The 26,264-nt window shown below is 64.0% G+C and carries 19 protein-coding genes; 6 read left to right on the top strand and 13 right to left on the bottom strand.

Annotated elements, in window-relative coordinates; genetic code table 11:
* The 3 genes from GJ668_RS07930 to GJ668_RS07920 all read left to right on the top strand — a co-directional run bounded on the left by GJ668_RS07930 (position 1) and on the right by GJ668_RS07920 (position 1,154).
* Entirely contained in the window at positions 1-252 is a 252-nt protein-coding gene (locus GJ668_RS07930) for a type II toxin-antitoxin system Phd/YefM family antitoxin (protein ID WP_155449610.1), read from the top strand.
* Positions 249-671 carry a PIN domain-containing protein gene (locus tag GJ668_RS07925; RefSeq protein WP_186342966.1) on the top strand — a complete coding sequence of 141 codons (423 nt, stop codon included), beginning with the start codon at positions 249-251 and terminating at the stop codon, positions 669-671. Before GJ668_RS07930 ends, GJ668_RS07925 begins: the two co-directional genes overlap by 4 nt.
* A 144-nt stretch (positions 672-815) precedes the next feature.
* Positions 816-1,154, top strand: a complete 339-nt coding sequence (locus GJ668_RS07920; RefSeq protein ID WP_155449609.1) for a TusE/DsrC/DsvC family sulfur relay protein — start codon at positions 816-818, stop codon at positions 1,152-1,154.
* A 78-nt stretch (positions 1,155-1,232) separates the two neighbouring features.
* Here GJ668_RS07920 and GJ668_RS07915 read toward each other — a convergent pair whose 3' ends face one another.
* From GJ668_RS07915 to GJ668_RS07870, 10 genes are all read right to left on the bottom strand, one after another.
* On the bottom strand, positions 1,233-3,008 hold the full coding sequence (locus GJ668_RS07915; RefSeq protein WP_155449608.1) for a SufS family cysteine desulfurase: 1,776 nt from the start codon (positions 3,006-3,008) through the stop codon (positions 1,233-1,235).
* Between the two features lie 227 nt (positions 3,009-3,235).
* On the bottom strand, positions 3,236-4,117 hold the full coding sequence (gene hflC / locus GJ668_RS07910) for a protease modulator HflC (protein ID WP_155449607.1): 882 nt from the start codon (positions 4,115-4,117) through the stop codon (positions 3,236-3,238).
* Positions 4,117-5,295: an FtsH protease activity modulator HflK gene (gene hflK, locus GJ668_RS07905; RefSeq protein WP_155449606.1), complete on the bottom strand. Its 1,179-nt coding sequence runs from the start codon at positions 5,293-5,295 to the stop codon at positions 4,117-4,119. The genes hflC and hflK overlap by 1 nt, the downstream gene beginning before the upstream one ends.
* A gap of 68 nt (positions 5,296-5,363) precedes the next feature.
* On the bottom strand, positions 5,364-6,692 hold the full coding sequence (hflX, locus tag GJ668_RS07900; protein ID WP_155449605.1) for a ribosome rescue GTPase HflX: 1,329 nt from the start codon (positions 6,690-6,692) through the stop codon (positions 5,364-5,366).
* Positions 6,689-6,940 carry an RNA chaperone Hfq gene (hfq, locus tag GJ668_RS07895; RefSeq protein ID WP_155449604.1) on the bottom strand — a complete coding sequence of 84 codons (252 nt, stop codon included), beginning with the start codon at positions 6,938-6,940 and terminating at the stop codon, positions 6,689-6,691. The genes hflX and hfq overlap by 4 nt, the downstream gene beginning before the upstream one ends.
* Before the next feature lie 139 nt (positions 6,941-7,079).
* The gene (gene miaA / locus GJ668_RS07890) at positions 7,080-8,072 is read right to left on the bottom strand and encodes a tRNA (adenosine(37)-N6)-dimethylallyltransferase MiaA (protein ID WP_155449603.1); all 993 of its coding nucleotides are present in this window, start codon (positions 8,070-8,072) and stop codon (positions 7,080-7,082) included.
* A 22-nt stretch (positions 8,073-8,094) separates the two neighbouring features.
* Positions 8,095-10,014 carry a DNA mismatch repair endonuclease MutL gene (mutL, locus tag GJ668_RS07885; RefSeq protein WP_155449602.1) on the bottom strand — a complete coding sequence of 640 codons (1,920 nt, stop codon included), beginning with the start codon at positions 10,012-10,014 and terminating at the stop codon, positions 8,095-8,097.
* Positions 10,015-10,082: 68 nt separating this feature from the next.
* The gene (locus tag GJ668_RS07880) at positions 10,083-11,489 is read right to left on the bottom strand and encodes an N-acetylmuramoyl-L-alanine amidase (protein WP_186342965.1); all 1,407 of its coding nucleotides are present in this window, start codon (positions 11,487-11,489) and stop codon (positions 10,083-10,085) included.
* 100 nt (positions 11,490-11,589) lie between these two features.
* Positions 11,590-12,084: a tRNA (adenosine(37)-N6)-threonylcarbamoyltransferase complex ATPase subunit type 1 TsaE gene (tsaE, locus tag GJ668_RS07875; protein ID WP_155449600.1), complete on the bottom strand. Its 495-nt coding sequence runs from the start codon at positions 12,082-12,084 to the stop codon at positions 11,590-11,592.
* Positions 12,084-13,601: an NAD(P)H-hydrate dehydratase gene (locus GJ668_RS07870; protein WP_155449599.1), complete on the bottom strand. Its 1,518-nt coding sequence runs from the start codon at positions 13,599-13,601 to the stop codon at positions 12,084-12,086. The genes tsaE and GJ668_RS07870 overlap by 1 nt, the downstream gene beginning before the upstream one ends.
* Positions 13,602-13,744: 143 nt before the next feature.
* On the opposite strand from GJ668_RS07870, the gene queG reads away from it, so the two are divergent.
* A complete protein-coding gene (gene queG / locus GJ668_RS07865) occupies positions 13,745-14,812 on the top strand; it encodes a tRNA epoxyqueuosine(34) reductase QueG (RefSeq protein WP_155449598.1) in 1,068 nt (355 codons plus the stop codon).
* A gap of 79 nt (positions 14,813-14,891) precedes the next feature.
* Positions 14,892-16,076: an IS630 family transposase gene (locus GJ668_RS07860; protein WP_246194703.1), complete on the top strand. Its 1,185-nt coding sequence runs from the start codon at positions 14,892-14,894 to the stop codon at positions 16,074-16,076.
* A gap of 167 nt (positions 16,077-16,243) precedes the next feature.
* Here GJ668_RS07860 and GJ668_RS07855 read toward each other — a convergent pair whose 3' ends face one another.
* From GJ668_RS07855 to GJ668_RS07845, 3 genes are read right to left on the bottom strand one after another with little or no spacing between them, the layout of a single operon-like run.
* Entirely contained in the window at positions 16,244-16,936 is a 693-nt protein-coding gene (locus GJ668_RS07855; RefSeq protein WP_155449597.1) for a response regulator, read from the bottom strand.
* Positions 16,921-18,564 carry a sensor histidine kinase gene (locus tag GJ668_RS07850; RefSeq protein WP_343032190.1) on the bottom strand — a complete coding sequence of 548 codons (1,644 nt, stop codon included), beginning with the start codon at positions 18,562-18,564 and terminating at the stop codon, positions 16,921-16,923. Before GJ668_RS07850 ends, GJ668_RS07855 begins: the two co-directional genes overlap by 16 nt.
* Positions 18,561-22,670: a PAS domain S-box protein gene (locus tag GJ668_RS07845; RefSeq protein WP_155449596.1), complete on the bottom strand. Its 4,110-nt coding sequence runs from the start codon at positions 22,668-22,670 to the stop codon at positions 18,561-18,563. The genes GJ668_RS07850 and GJ668_RS07845 overlap by 4 nt, the downstream gene beginning before the upstream one ends.
* A gap of 249 nt (positions 22,671-22,919) precedes the next feature.
* Here GJ668_RS07845 and GJ668_RS20545 point away from each other — a divergent pair, with 249 nt between their 5' ends.
* Positions 22,920-26,249, top strand: a complete 3,330-nt coding sequence (locus GJ668_RS20545) for a response regulator (RefSeq protein WP_186342964.1) — start codon at positions 22,920-22,922, stop codon at positions 26,247-26,249.
* Positions 26,250-26,264 lie beyond the last annotated feature (15 nt).

The following is a 26,264-nucleotide window of genomic DNA, read 5'->3' as shown; positions in this document are numbered from 1 at the left end:
ATGCGTGAATGGGCCTTACAAGATGCCAAGGCACGTCTGAGTGAAGTCGTGCGCCTCGCGCTCGAACACGAACCGCAAGAGATCACCGTGCGCGGTGAGCCGGCCGTCGTGGTGCTGTCGCGCGAGGATTACGACCACCTGACCCAGCCGCGCGAGTCATTGGTGGCGTTCATGCGCCGTTCGCCGTTGTATGGCGCCGATGATCTCGAATTCACGCGCGATTCCAGCCTGACGCGCGAGATTGAGCTGTGAACTACCTCATCGATACCAACGCGCTCTCGGAGCTGAAGAAGCGCCGACCCAATGCCAACGTGGAGCGCTGGTTCGCCGATCAGCCGGCGGCCTCGCTCTATCTGTCCGTACTCACGTTGGGTGAATTACGCAAGGGGATCGCGGCCATGCCCGAAGGCGCGCGCAAGAACTCCTTCTCCGCCTGGCTGGAGCGCGAAGTCCCGTGTTATTTCTCTGGTCGTATTCTCGATGTTGGTGTGCGCGTGGCGGATCGCTGGGGGCGATTGTGCGCCGAGGCAGGCCGCCCACTTCCAGCCATCGACAGCCTGCTGGCTGCAACGGCCCTCGAACATGGCCTGACGCTGGTTACGCGCAACCTGGACGATTTCGCACTACCGGGTGTTCGAGTCGTCAATCCCTGGCAAACGGGTGCGTCCTGAGTGTTTTGACGTGAGCTTGCGATCTAAAGCAGGTGACGAGTCGAGGCTAGCATCATAAAATTCGAATGTTATAAATTGAGAACGGCACGCAACGCCGCTATCTAGCCAACCACACGAAATCTTGATGACAGAGAGGAGCAAGATATGGCCATCGAGGTCAAAGGCCGCACCATCGCTACGACTGATACCGGGTATCTGGAGAACCACGCCGACTGGGACGAGGATGTCGCTCGCAAGATCGCGGAGGGCGAAGGCATCGAGCTGACCGACAAGCACTGGGACGTGATCAACTATCTGCGCGACGAATACATCAACAACGGCCAGAACCAGCCGATGGAGCGCGTGGTGCTCAAGGACATGGGCAAGATGTGGGGCAGCAAGCCTACCAGTAAGGATCTCTACCAGCTCTTCCCGCTGGCGCCCACCAAGCAGGGCACCAAGATCGCCGGACTGCCGGCGGTCAAGCGCAAGGGCGGTTACTAAACCGAAACCGTCGAGGCGCGAAGCCAAGTATCGAAATCCTTCGCGCCTTGGCGGTTCAAACCGCTCTTTCCCGCCCTATCAGTCCGCGATCGTCCCCGCTAACTGACGCACACGCCGCACCATGGCTTCCAGCCCATTGCGCCGCGTCAGACTCAGATGCTGATCGAGTCCGACCTGCTTGAAGAACGCTTCGACATCGAACGCCAGGATGTCGCGCGCCTGTTGTCCCGAGTAGAGCTGCTGGAGCAGCGCGATCAGGCCGCGCACGATGTTGGCGTCGCTGTCGGCCAGGAATTCGATGACATCCGCCGTGCCGGGCCGGACACGCGCGGCGATGTGGACCTGACTCTGACAGCCGTGTACTGCATTGACCTCGGTCTTGAGCGATGCGGGCATGGGCGGCAACTGGTCGCCCAGGTCGATGATGTGCTGATGACGCATCGGCCAGTCGGGCAGCAGTTCAAAGACCTCGGCGATCTCGGCGGCGGCGGCTTGGGGTGAATCGGCCACGGCGGTCGGATAGCTGGGGGTCTGCTCTGTTTCCTCCCCGCTGCCAAGGCTTACACTGTCCCCAACGGTTGCTGTACGTCGCTGACGGCTCGCTGACTCGCGGATCTCGCTCAGCGCCTCGGCTAATGTCTCGATCTCGTCCAGACGGTTGTAGACGCCGAAGGAGGCGCGCGCCGTCGAGGTCACGCCGAGCCGATCCATGAGCGGCTGACAGCAATGATGCCCGGTACGGATACAGAGGCCGCGCAGATCGAGCGCGGTGCCGATGTCGAGCGTGGCGATCGGCGGATCGCTCATCACCCAGGAAATCACACCGCTCTTGTGCCGCGCCCGGCCCTTGATCTCCAGCCCTGGAATCCGCGCCAGCCGTTCAGTGGCCTGATGCAGTAGAACCTGCTCATGCGCCCCGATCACCGCCAGTCCGATCGACTCGACCCAGTCGATGGCCGATGCCAGCCCAACCGCGCCCGAGATATGCGGCGTGCCGGCCTCGAACTTGTTGGGCAGTCCGGCATAGGTGGTGCGCTCGAAGGTGACGCGCTCGATCATATCGCCCCCGCCCTGATAGGGCGGCATGGACTCCAGCAACCGACGTTTGCCGTAAAGCACGCCGATTCCGGTCGGTCCATAGAGCTTGTGCCCTGAGAACACATAGAAATCGGCATCGAGCGCCTGGACGTCCGTCGGACCGTGCGCGACCCACTGCGCCCCATCGATCAGCACCAGCGCCCCGACAGCATGGGCGGCGGCGATGATCTCGGCGACCGGGTTGATGGTGCCGAGCGCGTTGGAGACCTGATTGACCGCCACCAGCCGCGTGCGTGGCGAGAGCAGGCGCTGGCAGGCCTCCAGATCCAGATCACCGGCGTCGTCGATCGGGATGACGCGGATACGCGCCCCCGTGGTCTCGGCGACCATCTGCCAGGGCACGATGTTGGAATGATGCTCCAGGGTCGAGAGCAGGATCTCATCGCCGGGCTGGAGCGTGGTCCGGCCCCAGGTGGCCGCCACCAGATTGATCGATTCGGTCGCGCCGCGCGTGAACAGACACTCGACCGGATCAGCGGCATTCAGGAAGCGGGCAACCCGCTCGCGTGCCTCTTCGTACATCCGGGTCGCGGTGCGCGAGAGCTGGTAGGCGCCGCGATGGATGTTGGCATGATGGCCGCGATGGTAGTCGGCCACGGCTTCGATCACGCGCGCGGGCTGCTGAGTGCTGGCGGCGCTGTCGAGATAGATCAGGGGTTGGTTCTGATTCGATGGGTTCAGAATGGGGAACTGGGCGCGGATCGCCTCCACGTCGAGCGTGGAGTGATCCGCGTATTCGGGAGAGGTGTTGAGCATCATGTCGGCTGTCTGTCCAGGAGCTGGCTCGCTGAGGGGTGCGGTCACTGAATTGCCCCGCATCAACAACGACCTGGAACAGGTCTTGGGGGGCCTTGCGCCATTACAAACGGCGTATCACAGGACGCAAGACCCCCGTCCCAAGTCTGCTCATGCGCGGAGCTGTGCGAGTGATCGCCGCGCTGTCGGTGGTGAGGATCCTGGACACCAGGTCTCCAACATGGGGATCAGGGCTGTCCGTTTGACTCGCGGAAGAAGCGGAAGAAGTCCGAGTCGGGTTCCAGCACCATCACACTCCCGCCCTGCCCAAAGCTCTCGCGATAGGCGGCGAGACTGCGATAGAAGGCATAGAACTCGGGATTCGCGGTAAAGGCCTGAGCATAGATATCGGCCGATCGCGCATCACCCTCACCTCGGATCTCCTCGGACTCCTTGTAGGCTTCGGCGATGATGACGGTCCGCTGACGGTCGGCATCGGCGCGGATGCGCTCAGCGGCCTCCGCACCCTTGGCGCGCAGATCGCGGGCCACGCGCTCGCGCTCAGCGCGCATGCGCTGATAGACCGACTCGCTGACCTCGGGCGGCAGATCGATTTGCTTGACCCGTACATCGATGACCTCGACACCGAGATCGGCGGCATTGGCATTGACGTCCTTGGTCAGCGACTCCATCAGCGCCAGACGGTCGTCCGAGACCACTTCCTGGATGGTGCGCTTACCGAACTCGTCGCGCAGACTGGTGTTGATGCGCTCGGAGAGCAGTCGGCTGGTGCGCGCGTTGTTGCCGCCGGTCGAGCGCAGGAACTGTGCTGGACGTGCGATGCGCCACTTGGCATAGGAGTCGACGATCAAGTCTTTCTTCTCGATCGTCAGGAAACGCTCGGGTTGCGAATCGAGTGTTTGCAGACGCCGGTCGAACTTGCGGATCTGGTTCAGGATTGGAATCTTGAAGTGCAGCCCGGGCGCATAGGTATCGGAGACGATCTCACCCAGACGCAGCTTGAGCGCGACCTCGTACTCGCGCACCACGAAAGTGAAGCTGGAGAAGAAGATCACCACCGCGGCCAGACCGATCGGCAGCCAGGTCTTGAGCAGATTGGAATGGCTCATCAGCGTACCCTCCGCTCACGATCGACCGCCCGCCGTGGCGGCTCGGTCCGTTCGGGCATCGCCAGCGGACCATTGGCGATGGGTTGATTCGGCGACTGGGTTGGGTTCTGGGTCTGCGATTGCTTCATGAGCTGATCGATGGGGAGATACATGAGACTGTTCGCGCCATCGGTCACATCGAGCACCACTTTGCTGTTCTTGCTCAGCACCTCTTCCATCGTCTCCAGATACAAGCGTTCACGGGTGACCTCGGGCGCTTTGCTGTACTCGGCGAGCACCGCTGAGAAGCGCGCGGTCTCACCCTCGGAGGAGGCAATCACGCGATCGCGATAGGCCTTGGCGTCGGCAAGGATGCGCGCGGCGTTCCCTCGGGCACTGGGCAGTACTTCGTTGGAGTAAGCCTCGGCCTGGTTCTCCAGGCGCTCCTTGTCCTCACGCGCCTTGATGGCATCGTCGAAGGCCGCCTTGACCTGCTCAGGCGGCTTAGCCGGCTGCATATTGACCGAGGTGACGATCAGGCCGGTCTTGTAACGGTCTATCAGGGCCTGGATGCGTTCCTTGATGGTGATGGACACGGCACCGCGGCCCTCGGTCATGACGAAATCGAGCTTGCTCTGCCCCATGACCACGCGCGCTACGGTGACGGTGGCGTCGTTGAGCGTGCGCTCGGGATCCTGGTCCTGGAACAGATAATCGCCGGCATCCTGGATGCGCGACTGAACCGTCAGCTCAACCTCGACGATGTTCTCGTCCTGGGTGAGCATGGCGGCACGATGCGTCAGGGTCGAGATCTCGTCGACATTGACCTTGACCACGGATTCGATCGGCGTCGGAATATGCCAATGCGGACCCGGGCCTGTGGTGTCGACATAGCGCCCGAAGCGCATCACCACACCGCGTTCGGCGGGTTCGACGATATAGATGCCGGTCGCCAGCCAGATGACAACCAGGACGCCGATGATGATACCGACAACCTTGGTGCTGAGCTGACCGCCGCCACCTGGACGGCCGCCGGCGGGACCACCGTCACCACCGGGCGGCTGGCTGCCGCCGAACAGACCGCCGAGCCGCTCCTGGAGCTTGCGCACCACTTCATCGAGATCCGGCGGACCTTGTTCACCGCCGCCCTTGCCGCTCCAGGGGTCTTTTGGACCGCCACCTGGTTCATTCCAGGCCATAGCTTCTCCGTCTTTCTATTCAGAAGGTTCATCGATCGATGGCCCCGATTGTACGGGAGCCGGTCCGATCACGGCAAACGCGCCCGCAGACGCTCCAGATCCACGCGCGCGATCTCACAGCGCAGTTCCCAACCGCCCGAGTCGAGCGGCTGATCCTCGATTACGCGCGCATGACGATAAAGCCAGGCGCGCCGCTGGCCCTCGGCTGGTTCCAGGGTGAAGGTCTCGATCAGACGCTCGCCGCCGGTCAGGTCGATCAGCGCCTGATGCAGCAGGTCCATGCCCTCGCCGGTGCGCGCCGAGACCCAGACCCGCACCGGACGTCCGTCGACATCGCGTTCCAGACGCGCCGTCTCGCCCTCCAGCCGGTCGATCTTGTTGAAGACCTCCAGCCGGGGGCGTTCGTGACTGCCGATTTCGGCCAGCACGGTTTCGACATCCGCCATCAGGCGGGCGCGATTGGCCGCGGCGGCGTCGATCACATGCAGCAGCAGGCTGGCGCCGCGCGTTTCCTCCAGCGTCGAGCGGAAGGCGGCAACCAGTTCATGCGGCAGCCGGCTGACGAACCCGACGGTGTCGGCCAGCAGCACATGACTGCCGCTCGGCAGATCCAGCCGGCGCAGGGTCGGGTCCAGGGTCGCAAACAACTGATCGGCTTCCAGAACGCCGGCCTCGGTCAGCCGATTGAAGAGTGTCGACTTGCCGGCATTGGTATAGCCGACCAGCGAGACCACCGGCAGCTCGGCCTTGGCGCGCGCCTTGCGGCCCTGAGCACGCTGGCTCTCGATGCGTGCCAGCCGGCGCTCCAGCATGGCCACGCGCGTGGACAGCAGGCGCCGGTCGGTTTCCAACTGCGTCTCACCCGGACCGCGCAGACCGATACCGCCCTTCTGCCGCTCCAGGTGGGTCCAGCCGCGCACCAGTCGCGTCGAGAGATGTCTGAGCTGCGCCAGCTCGACCTGGAGCTTGCCCTCGAACGAGCGCGCGCGCTGGGCGAAGATGTCCAGGATCAGCCCGGAGCGGTCGATCACCCGGCATTCCAGCAGACGCTCCAGGTTGCGTTCCTGGGCTGGGCTGAGTGGGTGGTTGAAGATGACCAGCTCGGATTCGGTGGCCGTGACCAGCGCCTTGAGTTCCTCGGCCTTGCCCGAGCCGATGAAGAGCCGCGAATCGGGCGTAGCGCGCGAGCCGCCGATGCTCCCCATCACCTCAGCGCCGGCCGCCTGCGCCAGCAGCACGAACTCCTCGCGCTCGTCGTCCTCGGTAGTCGATCGCCCGATGTCGAGATCGACCAGCACCGCTCGCTCGCCCGCCTTGGGACGCTCGAAGACGAGCGACGGGCCGACGGCGACGGACCGGGCTTCAGCCGCCGGAACCGGTGCCTGTGCCTCGCTCAATGCGCCTCCGGTTCGGCACTGTCGGTCTCGTTCGTCGGCAGCCTGACATTGCGCGCCGGTACCACGGTTGAGATCGCGTGCTTGTAGATCATCTGACTGACGTTGTTCTTGAGCAGCACCACGAATTGGTCGAATGACTCAATCTGGCCCTGGAGCTTGATGCCGTTGACCAGAAAGATGGAGACTGGAACGCGCTCTTTCCGTAGAGCGTTGAGAAAGGGATCTTGTAGACTCTGTCCCTTGGACATGAGGTTGGCTCCTTGTTGTTTTGGATGAAGCACGATGCCCGGCTAAAAACCGCCTCGGCCCCGGATGGGGTCAGGCCAGATGCGCTGGGGTGGCAGCCAGGACGAACCACCCCCGCAAGGAAACACATCAGCGTCTGTCTCAAGTGTCGTTCACTCGACCATCGGCTGGCAAACGGATCCCGGAGTCCTTCAGGATGGGTGCAATGAGCGCGAGCGCCAAGCCGAGCGGATCGGGTTCGTCATCGAGCCAATGACAGTCGGATTCGGCACGCAGCCAGGTCATCTGCCGTTTGGCGAGTTGACGGGTGGCGATGATGCCGCGTTGCAACATCTCTTCCCAAGTGCTTTCGCCGAGTAGAGAGTTCAAGACCTGCCGATAACCGACACAGCGCATCGAGGGCAGATCCGGCGTCAGATCGCCGCGCGCCCAGAGCTGGGAGACCTCCTCGACCAGCCCAAGTTCCAGCATGGCGCGAAAACGTCGCTCGATGCGAGCGTGCAGGATGGCACGATCGCTCGGCGCGCGCGCGAGTTTCAGCAATCGAAAGGGCAAGGACTCGCACTCAGCGTCGCGAATCAGCGCACTCATCGCCCGTCCGGTGAGCGCCTGGACTTCCAGCGCGCGCTGGATGCGCTGGGGGTCGTTGGGATGGATGCGCGCGCCGGCCTCGGGGTCGAGCGCGGCCAGACGGGCGTGCATGGCCGCCCAGCCCAGCCGCTCGGCATCCGCCTCCAAGGTCGCGCGCACCTCGGCATCGGCGCTCGGCAGTCGGGCTAATCCCTGCTGCAGGGCGCGGAAATAGAGCATGGTGCCACCGACCAGGAGCGGGATTCGCCCGCGGACGCTGATCTCGGTCATCGCGGCCAGCGCGTCCTCGCGAAAGCGCGCGGTCGAGTAGGACTCGGTCGGGTCGAGGATATCAATCAGCCGGTGCGGCGCGCGCGCCAGGATTTCCGGCCCCGGCTTGGCGGTGCCGATGTCCAGACCGCGATAGATCATGGCCGAGTCGACGCTGATGATCTCGCACGGCAGACGTTCGACCAGTTGGATGGCCAGATCGGTCTTGCCCGAAGCGGTCGGCCCCATGAGCAGGATCGCCCAGGGGCGGGTGTCGGGTGTCGGGTCAGTCATCAGGGTCGCTCGGGAAACCGGCTCAACGTCCACGCAGAAACAGCCGATCGAGATCGGCATGGGAGAGCCGGACCCAGGTCGGACGGCCATGATTGCACTGATCGATGCGCTCGGTGCGCTCCATGTCGCGCAGCAGAGCGTTCATCTCATCGGGCGTCAGGTGGCGGTTGGCGCGCACCGAGCCATGACAGGCCAGGGTCGCCAGAACGCTGTCGATGGCATCCTCGACGCGCGTGCTCTCGCCCTGTTCGGTGAGATCGGCGAGCAGGTCGCGGACCAGTGCTTCCATATCGGCCTGTCGCAGCAGCGCCGGCACCTCGCGCACCACAATTCGATCGACGCCGAGACGATCCAGCACCAGCCCCAGCCGGGCCAGGGTCTCGCGCTGCTCCTCCAGACGATCGGCCTCGCGCGGGTCGACCTGGAGACTGTGCGGCACCAGCAACGGTTGGCTCGTCACCCGGCCCGCGCTCCAGGCGGTCTTGAGCCGCTCGTAGCCGATGCGCTCGTGGGCGGCATGGATGTCGACCAGGATCAGACCCTCAGCCGACTCAGCCAGCAGATAGACGCCATTGAGCTGGGCCAGGGCGAAGCCGAGCGGCGGGATGTCGGTCGGCGCGTCTGAGTCGTTGGCGTCCTGGTCAACCACGTCCGATGCTGTTGCTAAAGGCGGCTCAGGACGCTGGAGCGCCAGCGATGCCTGATAGACCCGCCGTCCATCGCCGACCCCTGGCGCAAACGCAAAGACGCGCGACCCTGAACCCGACGACCGGGAGGATGGACGTTGGCGCGGGTCGTCGCCGTGGTCGAGCGGCGCGTGCGAAGCCGGCGGCGCAGCGACATCCTGTCCAGAGGCCGCGATCGGCGCTGTCGCAACGACATCGGCTGTGTCGACCGCACCCAAGGATCCTTGCGACAGCCGCCGCTGCAGGGCACGCTGGATGAAATCATGGACCTGACGCGACTCGCGAAAACGCACCTCATGCTTGGCTGGATGGACATTGACATCGACCAGACGCGGCGGCAGTTCCAGAAACAGCACATAGGCCGGATGGCGTGCCTGATGCAGAAAGTCGCTGAACGCCTGACGGATGGCATGGCTGACCAGCCGGTCGCGGATCAGGCGGCCATTGACATAGAAGAACTGCTGATCCGGCTGACTGCGCGAAAAGGCCGGACGCCGCACCCAGCCAGACAGCCGCAGATCCACCGCCGAGACATCGATGTCCAGCGACTGCTCGCTGAACCCCGCCCCGAGCAACAGATCCAGACGCGCCTGCACCGCCTCGGGTCGCCCATCGGCGGCCGGCAGCTGATGGACGACACGCCCATTGTGACGCAGTTCGAGCGCCACCTCGGGACGCGCCAGCGCGAGTCGGCGCACCACCTGCTCGACATGATCGAACTCGGTCTTCTCGGTGCGCAGGAACTTGCGTCGCGCTGGGGTGTTGAAGAAGAGATCGCGTACCTCGACGCTGGTCCCTGGGGGATGCGCGGCCGGGCGCGGCCCATCCAGACGGCCATCGAGGGCGACCGCGACCTCCCAGGCCGAGTCACCCGCCCGATCGGACAGCGCGTCGTCCGGGTCCGGACGCACCCTGGACGTCAGGGTCAGCCGACTCACTGACGCGATACTCGGCAGTGCCTCGCCACGAAAACCGAGTGTGCCGACCGCTTCCAGATCAGCCAGTTCGGCCAGCTTGCTGGTCGCGTGCCGCGCCAGTGCCAGCGCCAGCTGATCGGGCGGAATGCCGCGACCGTCGTCACGCACCCGCAGCCGCTTGCTGCCGCCCTGCTCCACATCGATCTCCAGGCGCGTGCAGCCTGCATCGAGACTGTTCTCGATCAGCTCCTTGACCACCGAGGCCGGACGCTCGACGACCTCGCCGGCGGCGATCTGATTGACGAGATGATCGGAAAGGATGCGAATGGGCTTGGACATGGGGTGGATGAAGGACGAACGAGGCGCCGACTCGGGGCGAGCCGGCGTGGCTCCACCCGAAGACAGGCTCAGGAATCGGTTGGAATGGCGATGACCTGCCCGACCCGGATCAAATCGGTTTCGCCGAGACCGTTCTCGGCCCGCAGTGAGCTGAGGCTCACACGATGGCGCTTGGCGATGCCGGACAGGGTATCACCCTGACTGATCACATATTCACGCAAACCATGCACGCGCGCGCTGGACGCGGATCGCAGCCCGCGAATGGTACTGGAACCGGAACGCTTGACGTCATCACCCGCACTCGCCGACAGCAGACCCTGAGGCGGATACTTGGTGAAATAGCCCTTGATGCCGGTCATGATCGCCTCGGCCAGGCGTTGCTGATGAGCATTGCTCCTGAGCCGGCGCTCTTCGTCGGCGTTGCTGATAAAGGCCGTTTCGACCAGAAGCGACGGGATGTCGGGCGACTTGAGCACCACGAATCCGGCGCGCTGGACATCGCTCTTATGGATCGTACCGACGCGCTTGAGATAGCGCAGGATCGAGTCGGCGGCCTCGGTACTGTGCTCCATGGTCGCGTTCTGCGTCATGTCGAGCAACACCGAGGCCAGCAATTCATCGCTCGCCGCGAGATCCACGCCACCGAGTAAGTCGGCCTTGTTCTCGCGATCAGCCAGCCAACTGGCCGCCTCGCTGCTGGCCGCACCATGGGAGATCGTATAGACCGAAGACCCCTGCGCCTCCGGGTTGTCATAAGCATCGGCATGAATGGACACGAAGAGATCGGCTTTGTGCTCGTGCGCGATCAGCGTGCGCTCACGCAGTCCGACGTAATAGTCGCCATCGCGAATCATCACGGCGCGCATTCCGGACTCGCGCTCGATCAGTCGCGCCAGCTTGCGCGCGATGGACAGCGTGACATCCTTCTCGCGCGTGCCACTCGATCCGATGGCGCCTGGATCCTCACCGCCGTGACCGGCATCAATGGCGACGATGGCCGTGCGCTTTTGACTCGACCAGGCCATCGGCGCTGAAGACGCCGCCGAGCTGGAGACCGGGAGCAGACCGCCCGCCTCACCTGACGCCGACGAGCGGGGAATGAGTTCGACGATCAAGCGGTTGGTCGGCCCGCCTCCAGCTTTGGCGGCAAAGCTCTTGACGCGCACCGGAGTCTTGAGGTCGAGCACGAGTCGCAGTTCGTTGTTGGCACGCACCCCGGCACGCACCCCGATCAGCACCGGATCATCCGTGCGCGCTGCCGGCAAACCACCGACAAGCCTGGCGCCGGCAATATCGATCACGACCCGATCGGGCTGATCGAGGGTGAAGATCCGATGCGGGGCCGGAGCCGTTACGTCGAGCAAGAGCTGTGTCTTGCCCGAGTTCGCTGGACTCCAGTGACATTCGACCTCGACCGCAGAGGTGACTGCGGGGAGTGAGATCAGTAGCAGAAAGAGCACGATAAGCCTGTTCACGATGCCGCCTCGAAGCCTGGATGGGGTGCGAGCGTCGCTTAAAAGATAGCAGGTCATCGGCAATCTTTCCAAATTGCTTCCGTCGATTAGATGATATTCCTCAAGTGCTGGATCGAGGCTGTGGCGGGAAAGCGACATCCGCCGTGAAAATCATGTCCGACAGCATGGACTCGCCCACTGGACTGCTGGGGGTCAAGACCAGACGGCGCCCCGCATCGAGATGGGTGATCTCGATCAGCAGATCGGGTTTCGGCAGAAAACCAGTGCCGCGTTCGGGCCATTCGACGATCCAGACGGTTTCGCGCTCCAGCAGATCGCGCAACCCCAGATATTCCAGTTCCTCCGGGTCGCCCAGACGGTAGAGATCGAAGTGATAGAGTTCGAGGTCCGGCAGTGCATAGGGCTCGACGAGGGTATAGGTCGGACTGCGTACCGAACCCAGGTGTCCAAGGCCGCGCAGAATACCACGAGTCAGGGTCGTCTTGCCGGTGCCCAGATCACCCTGCAGAAAAATCACGCTGGGCGGACGCAGCGCGGACGCCAGCCGAGCGCCGAAATCCATCTGAGATTCAGGTGTATCGAGTTCGATCTCCATCAATCCTCTCCGTCGAGACCATTGGACAGGCCGCGTAGTGCGGCGATGATATCGCCGGCGATCAGACCGCGCTCGCCGGTGTGCGCGGCACGGTCGCCGGCCGCCGCGTGCAGACAGACGCCGGCGCGTGCGGCCTCCTCGGCGTCCAGTCCCTGAGCGCGCAGTGCCGCGATCACGCCGGTCAGCACATCGCCCGCGCCGGCGGTCGCCATGCCGGGGTTGCCCTGACTACAGACGGCCGGCAGGCGCGGCGCCGGTCCACGTACGATGGTCCCGGCGCCCTTGAGTACCACCACGCCACCAAACCGCTCCTGGAGTCGCCGTGCGCTTGCGAGCCGGTCGGATTCGATCTCGGCGGTCGTGACGCCGAGTAAACGTGCGGCCTCGCCCGGATGCGGAGTCAGCACCCAGTCCGGCCCGCAACCAGGCGTTTCAGCCAACAGATTGAGCGCGTCGGCATCCACCACCAGCGGCCGCGACAGAGCACGCATCCGCGCCCAGAGTCCACGTCCCCAGTCCGTGCGTCCTAATCCAGGACCGATCGCGACCACATCGGCCCGCTCGATCAGGGCGTCGAGATCGCCCGCCGACTCGACGCCGGAGACCATCAGCTCGGGCCGGTCGAGATTGAGCCACTCGGCATGACGCGGATGGGTCGCGACCGTCACCAGTCCGGCGCCCGCGCGCAGCGCCGCCTCGCCGGCCAGACGCGCCGCGCCCGACATCCCAGGCGCACCGCCGACGACGAGCACATGACCGCAATCGCCTTTGTGCGCGATCCGCGAGCGCGGCGGCAGTGAGCGCGACTCGCGCGCCCAGTCGATCCGCGCCGCCGCCAGGATCTCGCCGGCATAGACCCGAGCCGGGAGATCGAGCGCGCTGAAATGGAGCTCGCCCCGGTACTGAGCGCCGGCCCCGACGAACAGCCCCAGCTTGAGTCCGATGAAGGAAACGGTCGCACTCGCCCGTACCGCTGCGCCCATGACCCGCCCGGTATCCGCATGCAAACCCGATGGCATGTCGAGCGCCACCACCGGCGCGCGCTGGGCGTTCAGGGCTGCAATGACCTCGGCCCAGCGTCCAGTCACCGGACGCTCCAGTCCGGTACCGAGCAGCGCATCGACATAGAGGTCAGTCGCCGGCGGCAGCTCGCGCGCCGCTTCGATGACACCACCGGCGTTGCGATACGCGCCCAGACTCAGGGCCGCCTCGCCGCGCACCCGATCGGTTTCACCCAGTTGCAGTACCCGAACCGCCAGACCATCGGCCTGCGCCAGCCGCGCCACCACATAGCCATCACCGCCATTGTTGCCCGTCCCCGCCAGCACAGTGATCCGGCGCGCCTGCGGCCAGCGCGCGCGCAGCACCCGATAGGCCACAGCCCCGGCACGGTTCATCAACTCGATCCCTGGAATGCCGAACACCTCGATCGCAAGACGATCGAGGCGGCGCACCTGATCGGCGCGATAGAGCGCATAAGGCAGGCGGTCAGTGTCTGGAAGCGGACGGTAATTCATCGAGCGGCTGGTCGTTGGCGGTGGACAGTTCGAGCTTGAACCTGTCCTTGAATCCACGCAAGCTTGGCGCAAAAGCGGATTGATTCCAATCGATCGCGATCTATGGGGACGGTTTCTGCAACCCGAGTGACTGAACGTTCAGCATGACCATCGAGACAGCATTCACCACGTCGGACCAGGCACTGGTCGAACGCCTCAAGGCTTGGGGCCACGAGCTGGGTTTTCAGCAGATCGGCATCACAGATACGGATCTGACAAGCGCCGAGCCGCGCCTGCTCGACTGGCTCGCGCGCGGCTATCACGGCGAGATGGACTACATGATGCGTCATGGCGCCAAACGCTCGCGCCCGGCCGAACTCGTCCCTGGAACCCTGAGCGTGATCTCGGCGCGGATGGATTATCAGCCCGAGTCCCACGCAACCATGCACGAGCGGCTCGCCGACCCGGCCAGCGCCTTCATCTCGCGCTATACGCTCGGACGCGACTATCACAAAGTCCTGCGCCGGCGGCTGCAACGTCTGGCCGACCGACTCGCCGCCCACATCGGCCCCTTTGGTCATCGCGTCTTCGTCGACTCGGCCCCGGTGATGGAAAAACCACTGGCCGAAAAGGCCGGACTCGGCTGGATCGGCAAGCACAGCAACCTCGTCAACCCGCGCGCCGGCTCCTGGTTCTTCCTCGGCGAAATCTACACCGACCTGCCGCTCCCACCCGACCGGCCCATGGCCGATCACTGCGGGCGCTGCCAAGCCTGTCTCGACGCCTGCCCCACAGGCGCCATCGTCGCCCCCTACCAGGTCGACGGCCGGCGCTGCATTTCCTATCTCACAATCGAACTCAAGGGCGCCATCCCCGAACCGCTACGCCCCCTGATCGGCAACCGCCTCCACGGCTGTGACGACTGCCAGCTCGTCTGTCCCTGGAACCGCTTTGCACATCGCACCGAGGAGACCGACTTTCTGCCGCGTCACGGACTGGACACCGCTACCCTGATCGCCCTCTTCGCCTGGGACGAACCCACCTTCCTCACGCGCACCGAGGGTTCAGCCATCCGCCGCCTCGGCCACGAACGCTGGCTACGCAACCTCGCCGTCGCACTCGGCAACGCCCCGCCATCGCCAGCAATCCAGACAGCACTCACCGCCCGCACCGACCATCCCAGCCCACTGGTCCGCGAGCACATCACCTGGGCGCTAGTGCAACACTGTTAAAGTCCTGAGACCGCCCCTGGGCTGGAAGGTTATCATAGGCTTGAAAGTGACTTTTATAGGCGGACGGGTGCCCTGAAACATGACCGAAGCGATTCATCTGACGGAGAAAGAGCGGCGTGATCTGAACGCACTGGTGCGCGAACGGCTGGCACCGCAGTCGCTGGTGGAGCGGGCGCGTATTCTGTTGCAAGCCGATGCCGGTGTGAGTATCCGCGCGACGGCCCAGCGCCTGGGACTGGGGCGGATGACGGTGCAACGCTGGCGTCGGCGGTGGTTGCAGTCGCCGGTGGATTGGACGGTGCGTGAGCGCCTGAGCGATGCCCCGCGCAGCGGCACACCGCCGAGCTTTTCGCCGGAGCAAATTTGTTCGATCCTCGCCTTGGCCTGTGAGCCGGCGCGTCGCGGTGAGCGCGAACTGGTGCGCTGGACACACGCGGAGTTGGCCGCCGAAGCCATTGAACGCGGGATCGTGACGTCGATTTCCGCCGACTCCGTTGGGCGCTTCCTGCGTGAGGTCGACATCAAGCCTCATCATGTGCGTGGTTGGCTCAACACGCCGCGCGATGAACAGTTCGATGAGAAGTGTCATGATGTCTGCGAGACCTACCGCCTGGCCCCCGAGCGGGCCAAGCAGGGCATCGAGACCCGGAGTATCGATGAAATGACCGGCGTGCAGGCGCTGGAGCGCGCCGCGCCCACGTTGCCGGTACGCCCGGGTTTGGTGGAGCGGCGCGAGTACGAGTACATCCGCCACGGCACCCTGACGCTGATCGCCTCCTTCGATGTGGTGACCGGTCGCGTCTCCTACCACCTCGGCCCCACGCGCACCGAAGTGGATTTTGCCACCTGGTTGGCCACGATGCTGGCCGAGCGTGGTCCGCACACGGCCTGGCATCTGATCATGGATAACCTCAACATCCATTGCTCGGAGTCGCTGGTGCGCCTGGTGGCTGAACACTGTGGGCTCGATCTCCCCCTCGGCAAAAAAGGACACTCCGGAATCCTCAAGTCGATGGCCACCCGCGAGCGTTTCCTGCGCGATCCCAGTCATCGCATCGTGTTCCACTTCACGCCCAAACACGCCTCCTGGCTCAATCAGATCGAGATGTGGTTTTCGATTCTGGCGCGCAAAGTCCTGCGTCGGGGACACTTCACCTCGCTGGAGAATCTGCATGAAAAGATCACCGCGTTCATCACGCACTTCAATGCAACCCTGGCCAAGCCGTTTCGCTGGACATTCCGGGGTAAGCCACTCGCCGCTTGAATCATAAAGAGGTATTGGGACTTTCACAGCGTTGCACTAGCCAGACTCAAGCATCGCTAAGAACGCCCACCGCAACCACCCACCACCTACCGCCCAAAGCGTCTCGGGTGACGGTGGTCGGGGGCGTCGACGGCATGGATGCCGTCGTCGAGCCTACAGGGACGTATTCACGGCGCCCCCCGACCGCCGTCACCCGAGACGCTGCCACCACCGCCGCCACGCTCACACAGCCCCCGCTCAACCGCGATCACCGCCGCCTCGACCCGCGAATGCACATCGAGTTTGCGCAGAATCGCCTTCACATGCAGCTTCACCGTCCCCTCCGAGATCCCCAACTCGCGCGCGATGGTCTTGTTACTCTGCCCTTCGGCGAGATGGCAAAGGATCTCCTGCTCGCGCGGGGTCAGATCAGCCGCACCGCCACCCACCACAGGCACCGGCTTGGACTCACCGCGCACCGCCCGCGCCAACACCCCCGTCAGCTCGGACGCCACCACGGTATGTCCCAACACGATTTCACCGAGCGCCGCGATCAGCGCATCCGGCTCCATATCCTTGAGCAAATAGCCCTGCGCCCCGCTCTGGAGCGAATCGATGACATCGCGCTCCTCAGCACTGGTGGTCAGCATCGCAATCGGCATCGATTGATGCGCCGCGCGCAGTTGGCGCAACAGCTCCAGCCCGTTCAGCCCCGGCATCCGCATGTCCAGCAACACCACATCCGGGCGCGTCTCGGCCACCCGCTCCAGTCCGGCGCTCGATTCGCCCACCGCCGCCACCACCTCAATCCCGCGCCGCTCCAGCAATTCCTGGAGACCAAAGCGAAACAGCGCATGATCGTCGATCAGGAGTACGCGCATCGCTCCGCCTCCAACGTTTGAGTCTGACGCCCCGGACGACGGCCAACATCAAAGATGATCTCCACCCGCGTCCCCTCCCCCGGCTCGCTCTCGATACGCAGTTCTGCACCGATGCGTCGCGCGCGCTCCTCCAGGATCGACAGCCCGATGCGCTCGCCCGGCGGCGATTGCTCATCCGGCGGGCTGAAGCCGACCCCATCGTCCTCGATCAGCAGCACATGCCGCCCGCTGCTCTCGCGTGTCAGCAGCACCCGCACCGTATGCGCCTGAGCATGCTTGCGGATGTTGGCAAGCGCCTCCTGAGCGATGCGCAGCAACTGCAACTCCTCGGTGGCTGACAGCTCGAAAGGCCGGCTATCGTTCTGGAACAGGACATGGGCGCCGGTCTCGCGTCCGAGCCGCTGCGTGAGTTTTTCCAGCGCCGGCACCAGCCCGCGCCGGTCGAGTGGCGCGCGGAAACTCGACAGCAGCTCGCGCAGCTCGGTGTGGGCCTCGTCGAGACCATTGCGGATACGCGCCAGATCATTGCGCGCCTCGGGCCGGATCGGACAACCGACCAGCGAGTCATCCAGCATTCGGCACTGGAAGCGCAGACTGGCTAGGGTCTGCGCCAGCGAGTCGTGCAGTTCATGCGCCAGCGCATTGCGTTCCTCGACGATCGAGAGCCGCCGTGCCTCGGCATCCGAGCGCTGCTTGGCAATGGCCACGCCCAGATGGTGGCCGACGGTGAACAGCAGTTCCAGAATGTCCTCGCGGCCCTGGAGTCCGGGGCGATCGATGAAGAGTGTATAGACGCCGAGCAGCGCGTCGCGATGCTCCAGCGGCACGGTCACCACCTCGATCTCGGAGCTGGCGAACATACGCCGGCCATAGATGCGCGAGCAGTAGCGCGCGTCGTTGTCGCAGAGGATGTCGCCGGGAGCGAGCACATTGCCGCACAGACAGAGATCGACCGGCGTCAGGTCCGACTCGCGGACCAGATCATCATTCAGACCGATCGAACCGATCAGACGGCGCGTGCCGTCCGGCAGCACCAACCGCACGGTTGCGGCACGCGCGTTGATCATTTCCTTGAGCACGCGCAGAAAGCGCAACAGCAATTCCTCGACGCTTTCGGTCTGATGGATGCCGGCGGCCACGTCGTAGAGGATCTTGAGCGAGGCGGTCTTTTGCGCCAGACGCCGTGTCTGGCGTGCGACCCGGTTGTCCATATCGTCGTAGAGGTCGGTCAGTTCTTCGTTGAGACTGCGGATGTCCTGGGCGATGCCGCGCAGCACGCCGGTCTCGCTCAGGCTGTCGCTGGCGCCAGGCTCGCCCTGACAGACCTGGGCCAATGAGTGCTCCAGCCGCGCCAGCGGACGCAACAGCCGGTCGCGCAGCCGCTGCCAGACCAGTGCGGCCCCCGCCAGTGCCAGCGCGAGCAGACCGAACAGACCCCAATGCACCCAGTCCGACTCGGGCCACACCCACTGAGCCGCCAATAAAACCGACATCCCCGCGAGCGCCAGCGCCAGTATCCAGAATGGACGCGCCAGATCGGCCACGCGCTCGATCTCACGCGCGCGTATCTCCAGAAACGCCGATCCAGCACCCTCTGAGCGGTGTCCCGGACGTCCTTCAGTCGTCACAGCCGCGCCCGCACCATCGTGACCAACTCCAGGGCTGACTCGAAGTCGAAACCCGCGATCAGGTTCTCGAGTTCGGCCTGCTCGTCGGGCATGAGGATCGCGAGCCGGGCCGATTCACGCTGATAGATCGTGAGCGCGAACGCGTTGTCCTCGCTCAACAGCCTGGCCAACTCATCGAGCAGGATACGCCCCTGCTCGGGATCGAGCGTCGCATCGGCTGGACTGACCGGCTGGGCCGGTATCTGGGACTGCTCGACGGCATTGCGCAATGACAACAGGGCATGGTCGATGGCGTCGATCGCTTCGATCAGCGTCTCCGGATGCTCGAGTGCTTCTGGACGGCGCGCTACTTCCAGCGCTTTGGCCTGCTCAGCGATGGCGACCAGACCCAGGGTGCCGGACACGCCCTTGAGACTGTGCGCCAGACGCGCCAGCCCCTCGCCGTCGCGGCTCGCCAGCGCCTCGGCCAGACGTTTGGGATCATCGGCATGCGAGCCGATGAAGCGCCCGATGAGCTTGAGATATTTCTCCTGACTCCCGCGCAGACTCGCGAGTCCCTGGCGCAGATCGATACCGGGCAGGACGCGAATGGCGGCCAGCAGATCGGCGCGACGCGCGTTGGACAGTGACTGTGACGCTGACGTTTCGGGGGTGGTCGGATTCGCGGCAGACAGCGATAGACTGGCCGATTGCGCTCCGGCCGACTCCGGGTGTCGCTCCGGCAACCAGCGCAACAGCGCGTCGAACAGATCCAATGGCTCGACCGGCTTGGGCACGAAGTCGTTCATGCCGGCGTCCATGCAGGCGCGACGATCCTCCTCGAAGGCGTTGGCGGTCAAGGCCAGGATCGGCTTCTCGCGCCACTCCGGCAGGGCGCGAATGGCGCGCGTGGCCGTCAGTCCATCCATGAGCGGCATCTGCACGTCCATCAGGATGAGATCGTAGTGCCCGCGGCCGGCCATCTCCAGAGCGATCTGACCGTTCTCGGCGGTCTCCACGTTCAGCCCGACACTGTTGAGCAACTCCAGCGCGACCTCGCGATTGATCGGATTGTCCTCGGCCAGCAGCACGCGCCCGCCGGCGCAGCGGTCGCGCATCTCGGACTCAGCGGCCAGTCGATGCGCATGCGTAACGAGCAAACCCGGCTGGCCGGACTGGAGTTTGACCTTGAACCAGAAGGTACTGCCCTGTCCCGGCACGCTCTCGGCGCCTGCCTCGCCGCCCATCATGCGTGCCAACTGCGCCGTGATGGCCAGACCCAGTCCGGTGCCGCCATAGCGACGCGTGGTCGAGGCGTCAGCCTGTTCGAAGGCATGGAAGAGCTTGGACTGCTTGTCCGGTGAAATACCGATGCCTGTGTCTTCGACCTCGAAACGCACCTCCAGTCCATCGGCATCACGCCGCAGCAGATGGATGCGGATGGTGACGCTGCCGCTATGGGTGAACTTGACGGCATTGCTGGCATAGTTGAGCAAGGCCTGGCGCAAGCGCGTCACATCACCCCGCATCCAGGGCAGATCCGGGTCCAGGTCGACCTTCAGAATCAGGCCCTTGGCGCGTGCCTCGTCGAGGATCAGCGAACTGACCTGATCGACCAGCATGGTGACCGAAAAATCCTCCTCAGACAGTTGCAGCTTGCCGGCCTCGATCTTGGATAGGTCCAGGATATCGTTGATCACGGTCAGCAGATGGCGCGCAGCACTTTCGATTTTGTCGAGCCGGTTGATATTGGCCGGATTGATCAGTTCACGCCGCAGCAGATGGGTCAGACCGAGGATGGCGTTCATGGGCGTGCGGATCTCGTGGCTCATATTGGCCAGGAAGGCGCTCTTGGCGCGCACCGCGCTCTCGGCCAGTTCGGCGCGGCGCGCCAGCTCGGCTTCCATCTCGCGCTGAGGTGTGATGTCGCGCGCAAAGCCGACGGTTCCGAGTATCTCGCCGCTGTCATCGATGATGGGGGCCTTGAAGGTCTCGTAGAGCGCGCCTGGATTGGTCAGGCTCGGCTGTTCGAGCGTGCGCTGGCAGCCGCCGTCCATGACCTCGGCGTCATCGATCCGATAACGCTCAGCCATCTCGTTTGGCCAAAGATCGTAATCGGTCAGACCGATGATCTCGCTGGGCGTGCGTCCCTTGGACTCGGCAAAGACCCGATTGACGGCAACGAAACGTCCCTCGCGGTTCTTCATCCAGGCCATCTGGGGCAGATTGTCGATCAGGGCCTGGAGCGAATGGCTCTGCTGGCGCAAGGCCAGCGTGCGCGCCTCGACCATTTCTTCGAGGTGATGGCGATATTGATCCAGCTCTTCGGCCAGACGCTTCTGCTTGGTGATGTCGGCCTTGATCGCCAGATAGTGGGTGATGCAGCCGTTGGACTGCCGAATCGGCGAGATACTGACCAGCTCGGTATAAATTTCGTCATTCTTGCGCTTGTTGACCAGCTCGCCGTGCCAGACACGCCCCTGGAGCAGATGTTCCCAGAGATCCTCGAAGACCTCCGGCGGCGTCTGCCCTGATTTCAGGAGACGCGGATTATCCCCCATGACCTCGTCGCGTGAGTAGCCGGTGTTGCGGACGAAGGCTTCGTTGACATACTGGATGCAACCATCCAGATCCGTGATGACGATACTCTCCGGACTCTGCTCGACCGCCAGCGAGAGCTTGGTCAGCTCGGATTCGATCTGCTTGCGCTTGGTGATATCGCGAAAGACGCCGCGCCGCCCGAGATAGCGGCCATCGTCGCTGAGCACTGGATTGCAGATATGTTCGAGCCAGTACTCGCCTCCGTCGCGCGCGATCAAGCGCACTTCCATGGCCTCATGGTCAGGCTGCTCGGAGCACCGCGTCTCCTGAAAGTGCTGGGTCCAGATGTCCAGATCATCGGGATGGATGAGACGGGCAATGAGGTTCGGGTCATTGATGAAGTCTTGCGCCTGATGGCCGCTCAACCCAAAGCAGGCCGGCGACACATAGCGGTAATGCCCGTCGGGGGTGAGCCAGTATTCCCAGTCGGGACTGTATTCGGCCAGCACCCGATAGTGCTCGCGGCTCTCGCTCAGACGACGCGCGTCGCGTTGGCGCTCGAAATAGACCGCGATGTGCGAGGCGACCGCCTCCAGGAGTGCCTGTTCCTCCTCCAGAAAAACCGCATCCTCGACATTCGATGGCAAGTCGCGATAGATGATCTGGATCTCGCCTTCTCCGACACCGTCGACCACGATCGGCGTCGTCTGCATCCACTCAGTCAGCCTGAAGCCCGTCGTCTGAAAGACAGCCACCGGCAACAGGATGCGCGCCTCGGCCAGCTCGGGAAATTGCCAGGCCGCCGGCAGGCGGTCGACGATCCGCTGCAGGACGTTTTCCATGGGAGCGTCGTGACGGCTAGTCTCGCGCAGGACGTCATAGAGCCCGCGGATCTCTTTGAGACGCTCCTGGAGTTCGGACTCGTGGCGCTGGAGTCGCTCGCTCGATGCGTTGAGTGCCTGACGGTGCTGTACGGACTCGGTGCGATCGATGATGGCGCAGACATACAGCTCGCTCTCGCTCTCGAAATTCAATAAGGGCGCGACATGCAGATCGCCGATAAAACAATCGCGCTCATTGCAGCGAAAGCGGATTTCCTTGAGTGTCAGGCTCTTGCGTTCGCCGGGCAGCCGCCGCTTCCAGAGTTCGGCGACCAGGCCGCGATCGTCCTCTTCGATCAGGCGCGTGAAATAATGCTGATGGATATGGGAATGTTTGAGCGCGAAGAGATCCTGTGCGGCGAAATTCGCTTCCTTGATCAGTCCATAGCGGTCGACCACCAGCTCAGCGATGGGCAGACCGTTGAAAAACCCCGTGAAACGTTCCAGGGCCAACTGGGTCTGACGCTGACTGCGTAGCAGTTCGTCGTTCTGGATCTGCAACTCCGCCTGATAGATGCGCAGACTCTCGACCATGGCAGTGAGCTCGACATTGGCCCCCTGCAACAGCTCGTCGGCGATCTGAAACCGTCCCTGATGCAGCGCCGTCAGGGCGCGCTCACGGATCTCATCAGCGGATAACTCGTCGCCCTTGCTCGGGGCATGACGCAGGTCCGAATGTCTGGAGTCGAGATCAGTGTCTTTCATACGCAATTAGAGTTCGTGCCATCGACGCGCGTCTGAACGCCCAGGCTTTGGCTATGCGCTCCGGTTCGAGGGTCGTGGACCCGGAACGTCTCGATATAGGGGAGGATATTGCACCAGTCGCGCCAGAGATTGCTATCCTTTTGAGCCAATTGTCATACGTTGAGCCTCAGGTCTCGGATAAACTTTAGCATTGTGCCGGGGTCCGTACCTTCCGACAACGCCCAGGAACTCCGCCCATCGAGTGGCCCTGTGCCCATCTCAATCTGGCAGCCCGATATCATGGTCGATCATCAAGGAACACAGCACTCAACCGACCCGTTCATGATCCGGCGCCCCTGGGTGCTCTTCCTGACCATCTCCGGCTTTCTGGCGGCCCTGACGGCGGGCGCGATCTTTCATAGCTATCATCATGAAATCACCGATTACAGCGCGCGCCTGTCGGCCATGGCCACGCTCAAGCAGCATCAGCTCGAAAGCTGGCTCTGGGAACGCGAGAAGGATAGCCGCTTCATTCACAGCAGCACTTTTCTGGCCCAGCTCTATGCGAACTGGCGCCAAGGCGATGAAGACGCCGGGGAACAGCTCCGGTCCCGGCTGACACAATTCATCGGCCCCCACACCTTCAGCGCGGTCACGCTGCTCGACCCGCACGGCCAAAGGCTGTGGGCCAGCGCCGAGGCGCCGCCCACATTGACGCCCACTGTCTTGAGTGCTGCCGCAGCGGCCAGCGCCGATCGACAACGCCACCGCTTCGACCCCTATCTGGGTCTGCGCGGCAATCCACGGCTCGATTTCATCACGCCGCTCGCCCAGATCCAGCCGGCGCCAGTGGTCGTCCTGCACAGTGATCCTGAGTACTGGCTGAGCGATAAGAGCCTGAGCGATCTGGTTGTTGGACAGACCGCCGAGACACTCCTCTTCCGGCGCGATGGCGAGCAGCTCCTGATTCTCGGTCAGATCGAGTGTCTGCGCTCCGAATCACCGCGCCGCGAGCTATCGCTCGACGCACCTGACTCTCCAGGCACCTGGATGTGGGCGGCGAGCGCGACGCCCGGCCAACCCGTCAGCGGTCTCGATGATCGCGGCCGCACGGTCATGGGCGTCGTCAAGCCCATCGAGGGCACCTCATGGTATCTGCTGGCCAAGATGGATCGCGTGGAGATCCTGGAGAGCTTTGTTCAGCGAGCCATCTGGATCACGCTCGCGGGTCTGCTGGCCATCGTCATGAGCGCCGCCGGACTCTCTCTGCTGCGCCAGCGCCAGCGGCTCCTGATCGCCGAGCAGACTCAGGCGGCTCAGGAGGAACTCGAACGCCATCGTCATCATCTGGAAGAACTCGTCGAAGCGCGCACGCTGGAACTGCGTCAGCAGAGCCATTCACTGCATGCCTTGATCGACAACCTGCCGCACCTGGCCTGGATGAAGGATCGCGAGGGCCGATTGCTGGCCATCAACCGGGTCTTCGCCGCGCAACTGGGATATTCACCCAAGGCGTTGATCGGCAAGAACACCCGCGAACTCTGGCCGCCCGAGGTTGCCGAGCGTTATCTGGCTACCGATGCGCAGGTGATGGAGACGCGCCATCAGCTCACCGTCGAGGAACCCTTTGGCGCGGACCCGAACAGTCTCTATGAGACCTTCAAGGCGCCTATCATCGACGAAACGGGCGAGGTGCTCGGGACCGTCGGCTTTGCGCGCGACATCCGCCCGCAGCGCGCGATGGAGGCTGAGCTGGCGCACCGCGCCGAGCTGGCCGAAAGCGCCACGCGCGCCAAGAGCGCCTTCCTGGCCAACATGAGCCACGAGATCCGCACGCCCATGAACGCCATCCTGGGCCTGACCCATCTGCTCCGCCGCGATGGTGTGACCCCGCCCCAGGATGAGCGCTTATCCAAGATCGAGAGCGCCACGCGCCATCTGCTCACCATTCTCAACGATATCCTGGATCTCTCCCGGATCGATGCCGGCAAACTGCAATTGGACAGCGCCGATTTTGCGCTCGAACCCCTGCTCGATCAGGTGCGCTCGCTGGTCGCTGACGCGGCCAAGGCCAAGGGATTGCAGTTGACGGCGGAGGTCGACGCACTGCCGCGCTGGCTGTGCGGCGATGTCACCCGACTGCGTCAGGCCCTGCTCAACTATGCCAGCAACGCCGTGAAGTTCACCGAGCGTGGTTCGATTGTGTTGCGCGCGCGTCTGATCGACGAAGACAGCACGAGCGTACTGGTGCGTTTCGAGGTCGAGGACAGCGGAATCGGCATTGCCGCCGATCAGCTTTCGGGACTCTTCCGTGCCTTCTCGCAGGCCGACGCCTCGACCACGCGCCGCTATGGCGGCAGCGGACTGGGGCTGGCCATCACCATGCAACTGGCGCGGCTGATGGGCGGCGAGGCTGGCGCTGAGAGCACGCCGGGCATGGGCAGCACCTTCTGGCTCCAGCTCCGACTCAAGCGCGGCCAGAATAGTCAGCACGCGCTGAGCCGTGCGGAGGTCTTGGTCGAACAGCGGTTGCGCGAGCGCCATGCGGGCGCGCGGCTGCTCCTGGCCGAGGACAATCCGATCAATCGCGAAGTGGCCCTGGATCTGCTGCAAGCCGTCGGGCTTCAGGTCGAGACCGTCGAAAACGGGCGCGAGGCCGTCGAGCAGGCCATGAGTGGCCGGTATGATCTGATCCTGATGGACGTGCAGATGCCGGTCATGAGCGGACTGGAGGCGACCCAGGCCATCCGTTCGCTGGCCGGCTGGCGTGACAAGCCGATCCTGGCCATGACCGCCAACGCCTTCGAGGAAGACCGCCAGCACTGTATGGACGCCGGCATGAACGATTTCATCCCTAAACCCGTCTCACCGCACGACCTCTTCGAGAGACTGCTCCGCTGGCTCCCCGTGACCACGAATGAACGAACACCGGCCCCGGTCATCGAGCCTCGCGAGCCGCCTGCTCGCGATCCGGCGGCCGAGGCGGCCCTTGCACGTATCGAGAACCTTTCGGGCCTGAATACGGCTCAGGGCCTGGCGGTGATGGGAGGCAACGCGCGCAAATATCTGGCGTTGCTGGACCGCTTCGTCAACAGCCATCGCGACGATGCGGGCAAGATGATCGCCGCGCTCGAATCCGGCTCCCGGACCGAGATCCGCGAGCTGGCGCATGCATTGAAAGGTGTGGCGGCCACGCTGGGGGCGAGCGACATCGCCGAGGCCGCCGCGCGGCTGGATGCGGCGCTCAAGGCGGATCCCGATCTCGACGCCGAGCACCTGCATGAGTTGATCGATCAGATCACCATGGCGTTCGCACCGCTGAATCAAGTCATGGAGGCACTGATGCGCGCCGAACCGGTTGCCGAAATGGCGCCGAATCCGACCCAGGACGATCTGGAGCGCCAGGAACAGGTCTTTACACAGCTCATCGAGTTGCTACGCGAGAACGACACCCGCGCCATCACGCTGCTACGCCAGGAGCGCGCCTTGCTGAACGCGCGCCTTGGTGAGTCGTTCGAGCGTATCGAGCGCCATCTGCTTGCATTCGAGTTCGAGGAAGCGCTCGAACGCGTGGAGCGTGCTCGTCTGTCGGCTCAATGAGCGGGCTTGACGTCT

It is taken from the genome of Allochromatium palmeri, assembly GCF_009720725.1.
In the GTDB taxonomy this organism is placed as follows: domain Bacteria; phylum Pseudomonadota; class Gammaproteobacteria; order Chromatiales; family Chromatiaceae; genus Thermochromatium; species Thermochromatium palmeri.
Note: the sequence above shows the minus strand (reverse complement) of the source record. Positions and strands in the feature narration are given on the sequence as shown.

Excerpts from the sequence above, each read along its gene's own strand:
- miaA (WP_155449603.1), bottom strand. The coding sequence starts at position 8,072 with ATGACTGACCCGACACCCGACACCCGCCCCTGGGCGATCCTGCTCATG.
- GJ668_RS07860 (WP_246194703.1), top strand. The coding sequence starts at position 14,892 with ATGACCGAAGCGATTCATCTGACGGAGAAAGAGCGGCGTGATCTGAAC.
- hflC (WP_155449607.1), bottom strand. The coding sequence starts at position 4,117 with ATGAGCCATTCCAATCTGCTCAAGACCTGGCTGCCGATCGGTCTGGCC.
- tsaE (WP_155449600.1), bottom strand. The coding sequence starts at position 12,084 with ATGGAGATCGAACTCGATACACCTGAATCTCAGATGGATTTCGGCGCT.
- mutL (WP_155449602.1), bottom strand. The coding sequence starts at position 10,014 with ATGTCCAAGCCCATTCGCATCCTTTCCGATCATCTCGTCAATCAGATC.
- GJ668_RS07855 (WP_155449597.1), bottom strand. The coding sequence starts at position 16,936 with ATGCGCGTACTCCTGATCGACGATCATGCGCTGTTTCGCTTTGGTCTC.
- hfq (WP_155449604.1), bottom strand. The coding sequence starts at position 6,940 with ATGTCCAAGGGACAGAGTCTACAAGATCCCTTTCTCAACGCTCTACGG.
- queG (WP_155449598.1), top strand. The coding sequence starts at position 13,745 with ATGACCATCGAGACAGCATTCACCACGTCGGACCAGGCACTGGTCGAA.
- GJ668_RS07845 (WP_155449596.1), bottom strand. The coding sequence starts at position 22,670 with ATGAAAGACACTGATCTCGACTCCAGACATTCGGACCTGCGTCATGCC.
- GJ668_RS07930 (WP_155449610.1), top strand. The coding sequence starts at position 1 with ATGCGTGAATGGGCCTTACAAGATGCCAAGGCACGTCTGAGTGAAGTC.
- GJ668_RS07920 (WP_155449609.1), top strand. The coding sequence starts at position 816 with ATGGCCATCGAGGTCAAAGGCCGCACCATCGCTACGACTGATACCGGG.
- GJ668_RS07915 (WP_155449608.1), bottom strand. The coding sequence starts at position 3,008 with ATGCTCAACACCTCTCCCGAATACGCGGATCACTCCACGCTCGACGTG.
- GJ668_RS07870 (WP_155449599.1), bottom strand. The coding sequence starts at position 13,601 with ATGAATTACCGTCCGCTTCCAGACACTGACCGCCTGCCTTATGCGCTC.
- hflK (WP_155449606.1), bottom strand. The coding sequence starts at position 5,295 with ATGGCCTGGAATGAACCAGGTGGCGGTCCAAAAGACCCCTGGAGCGGC.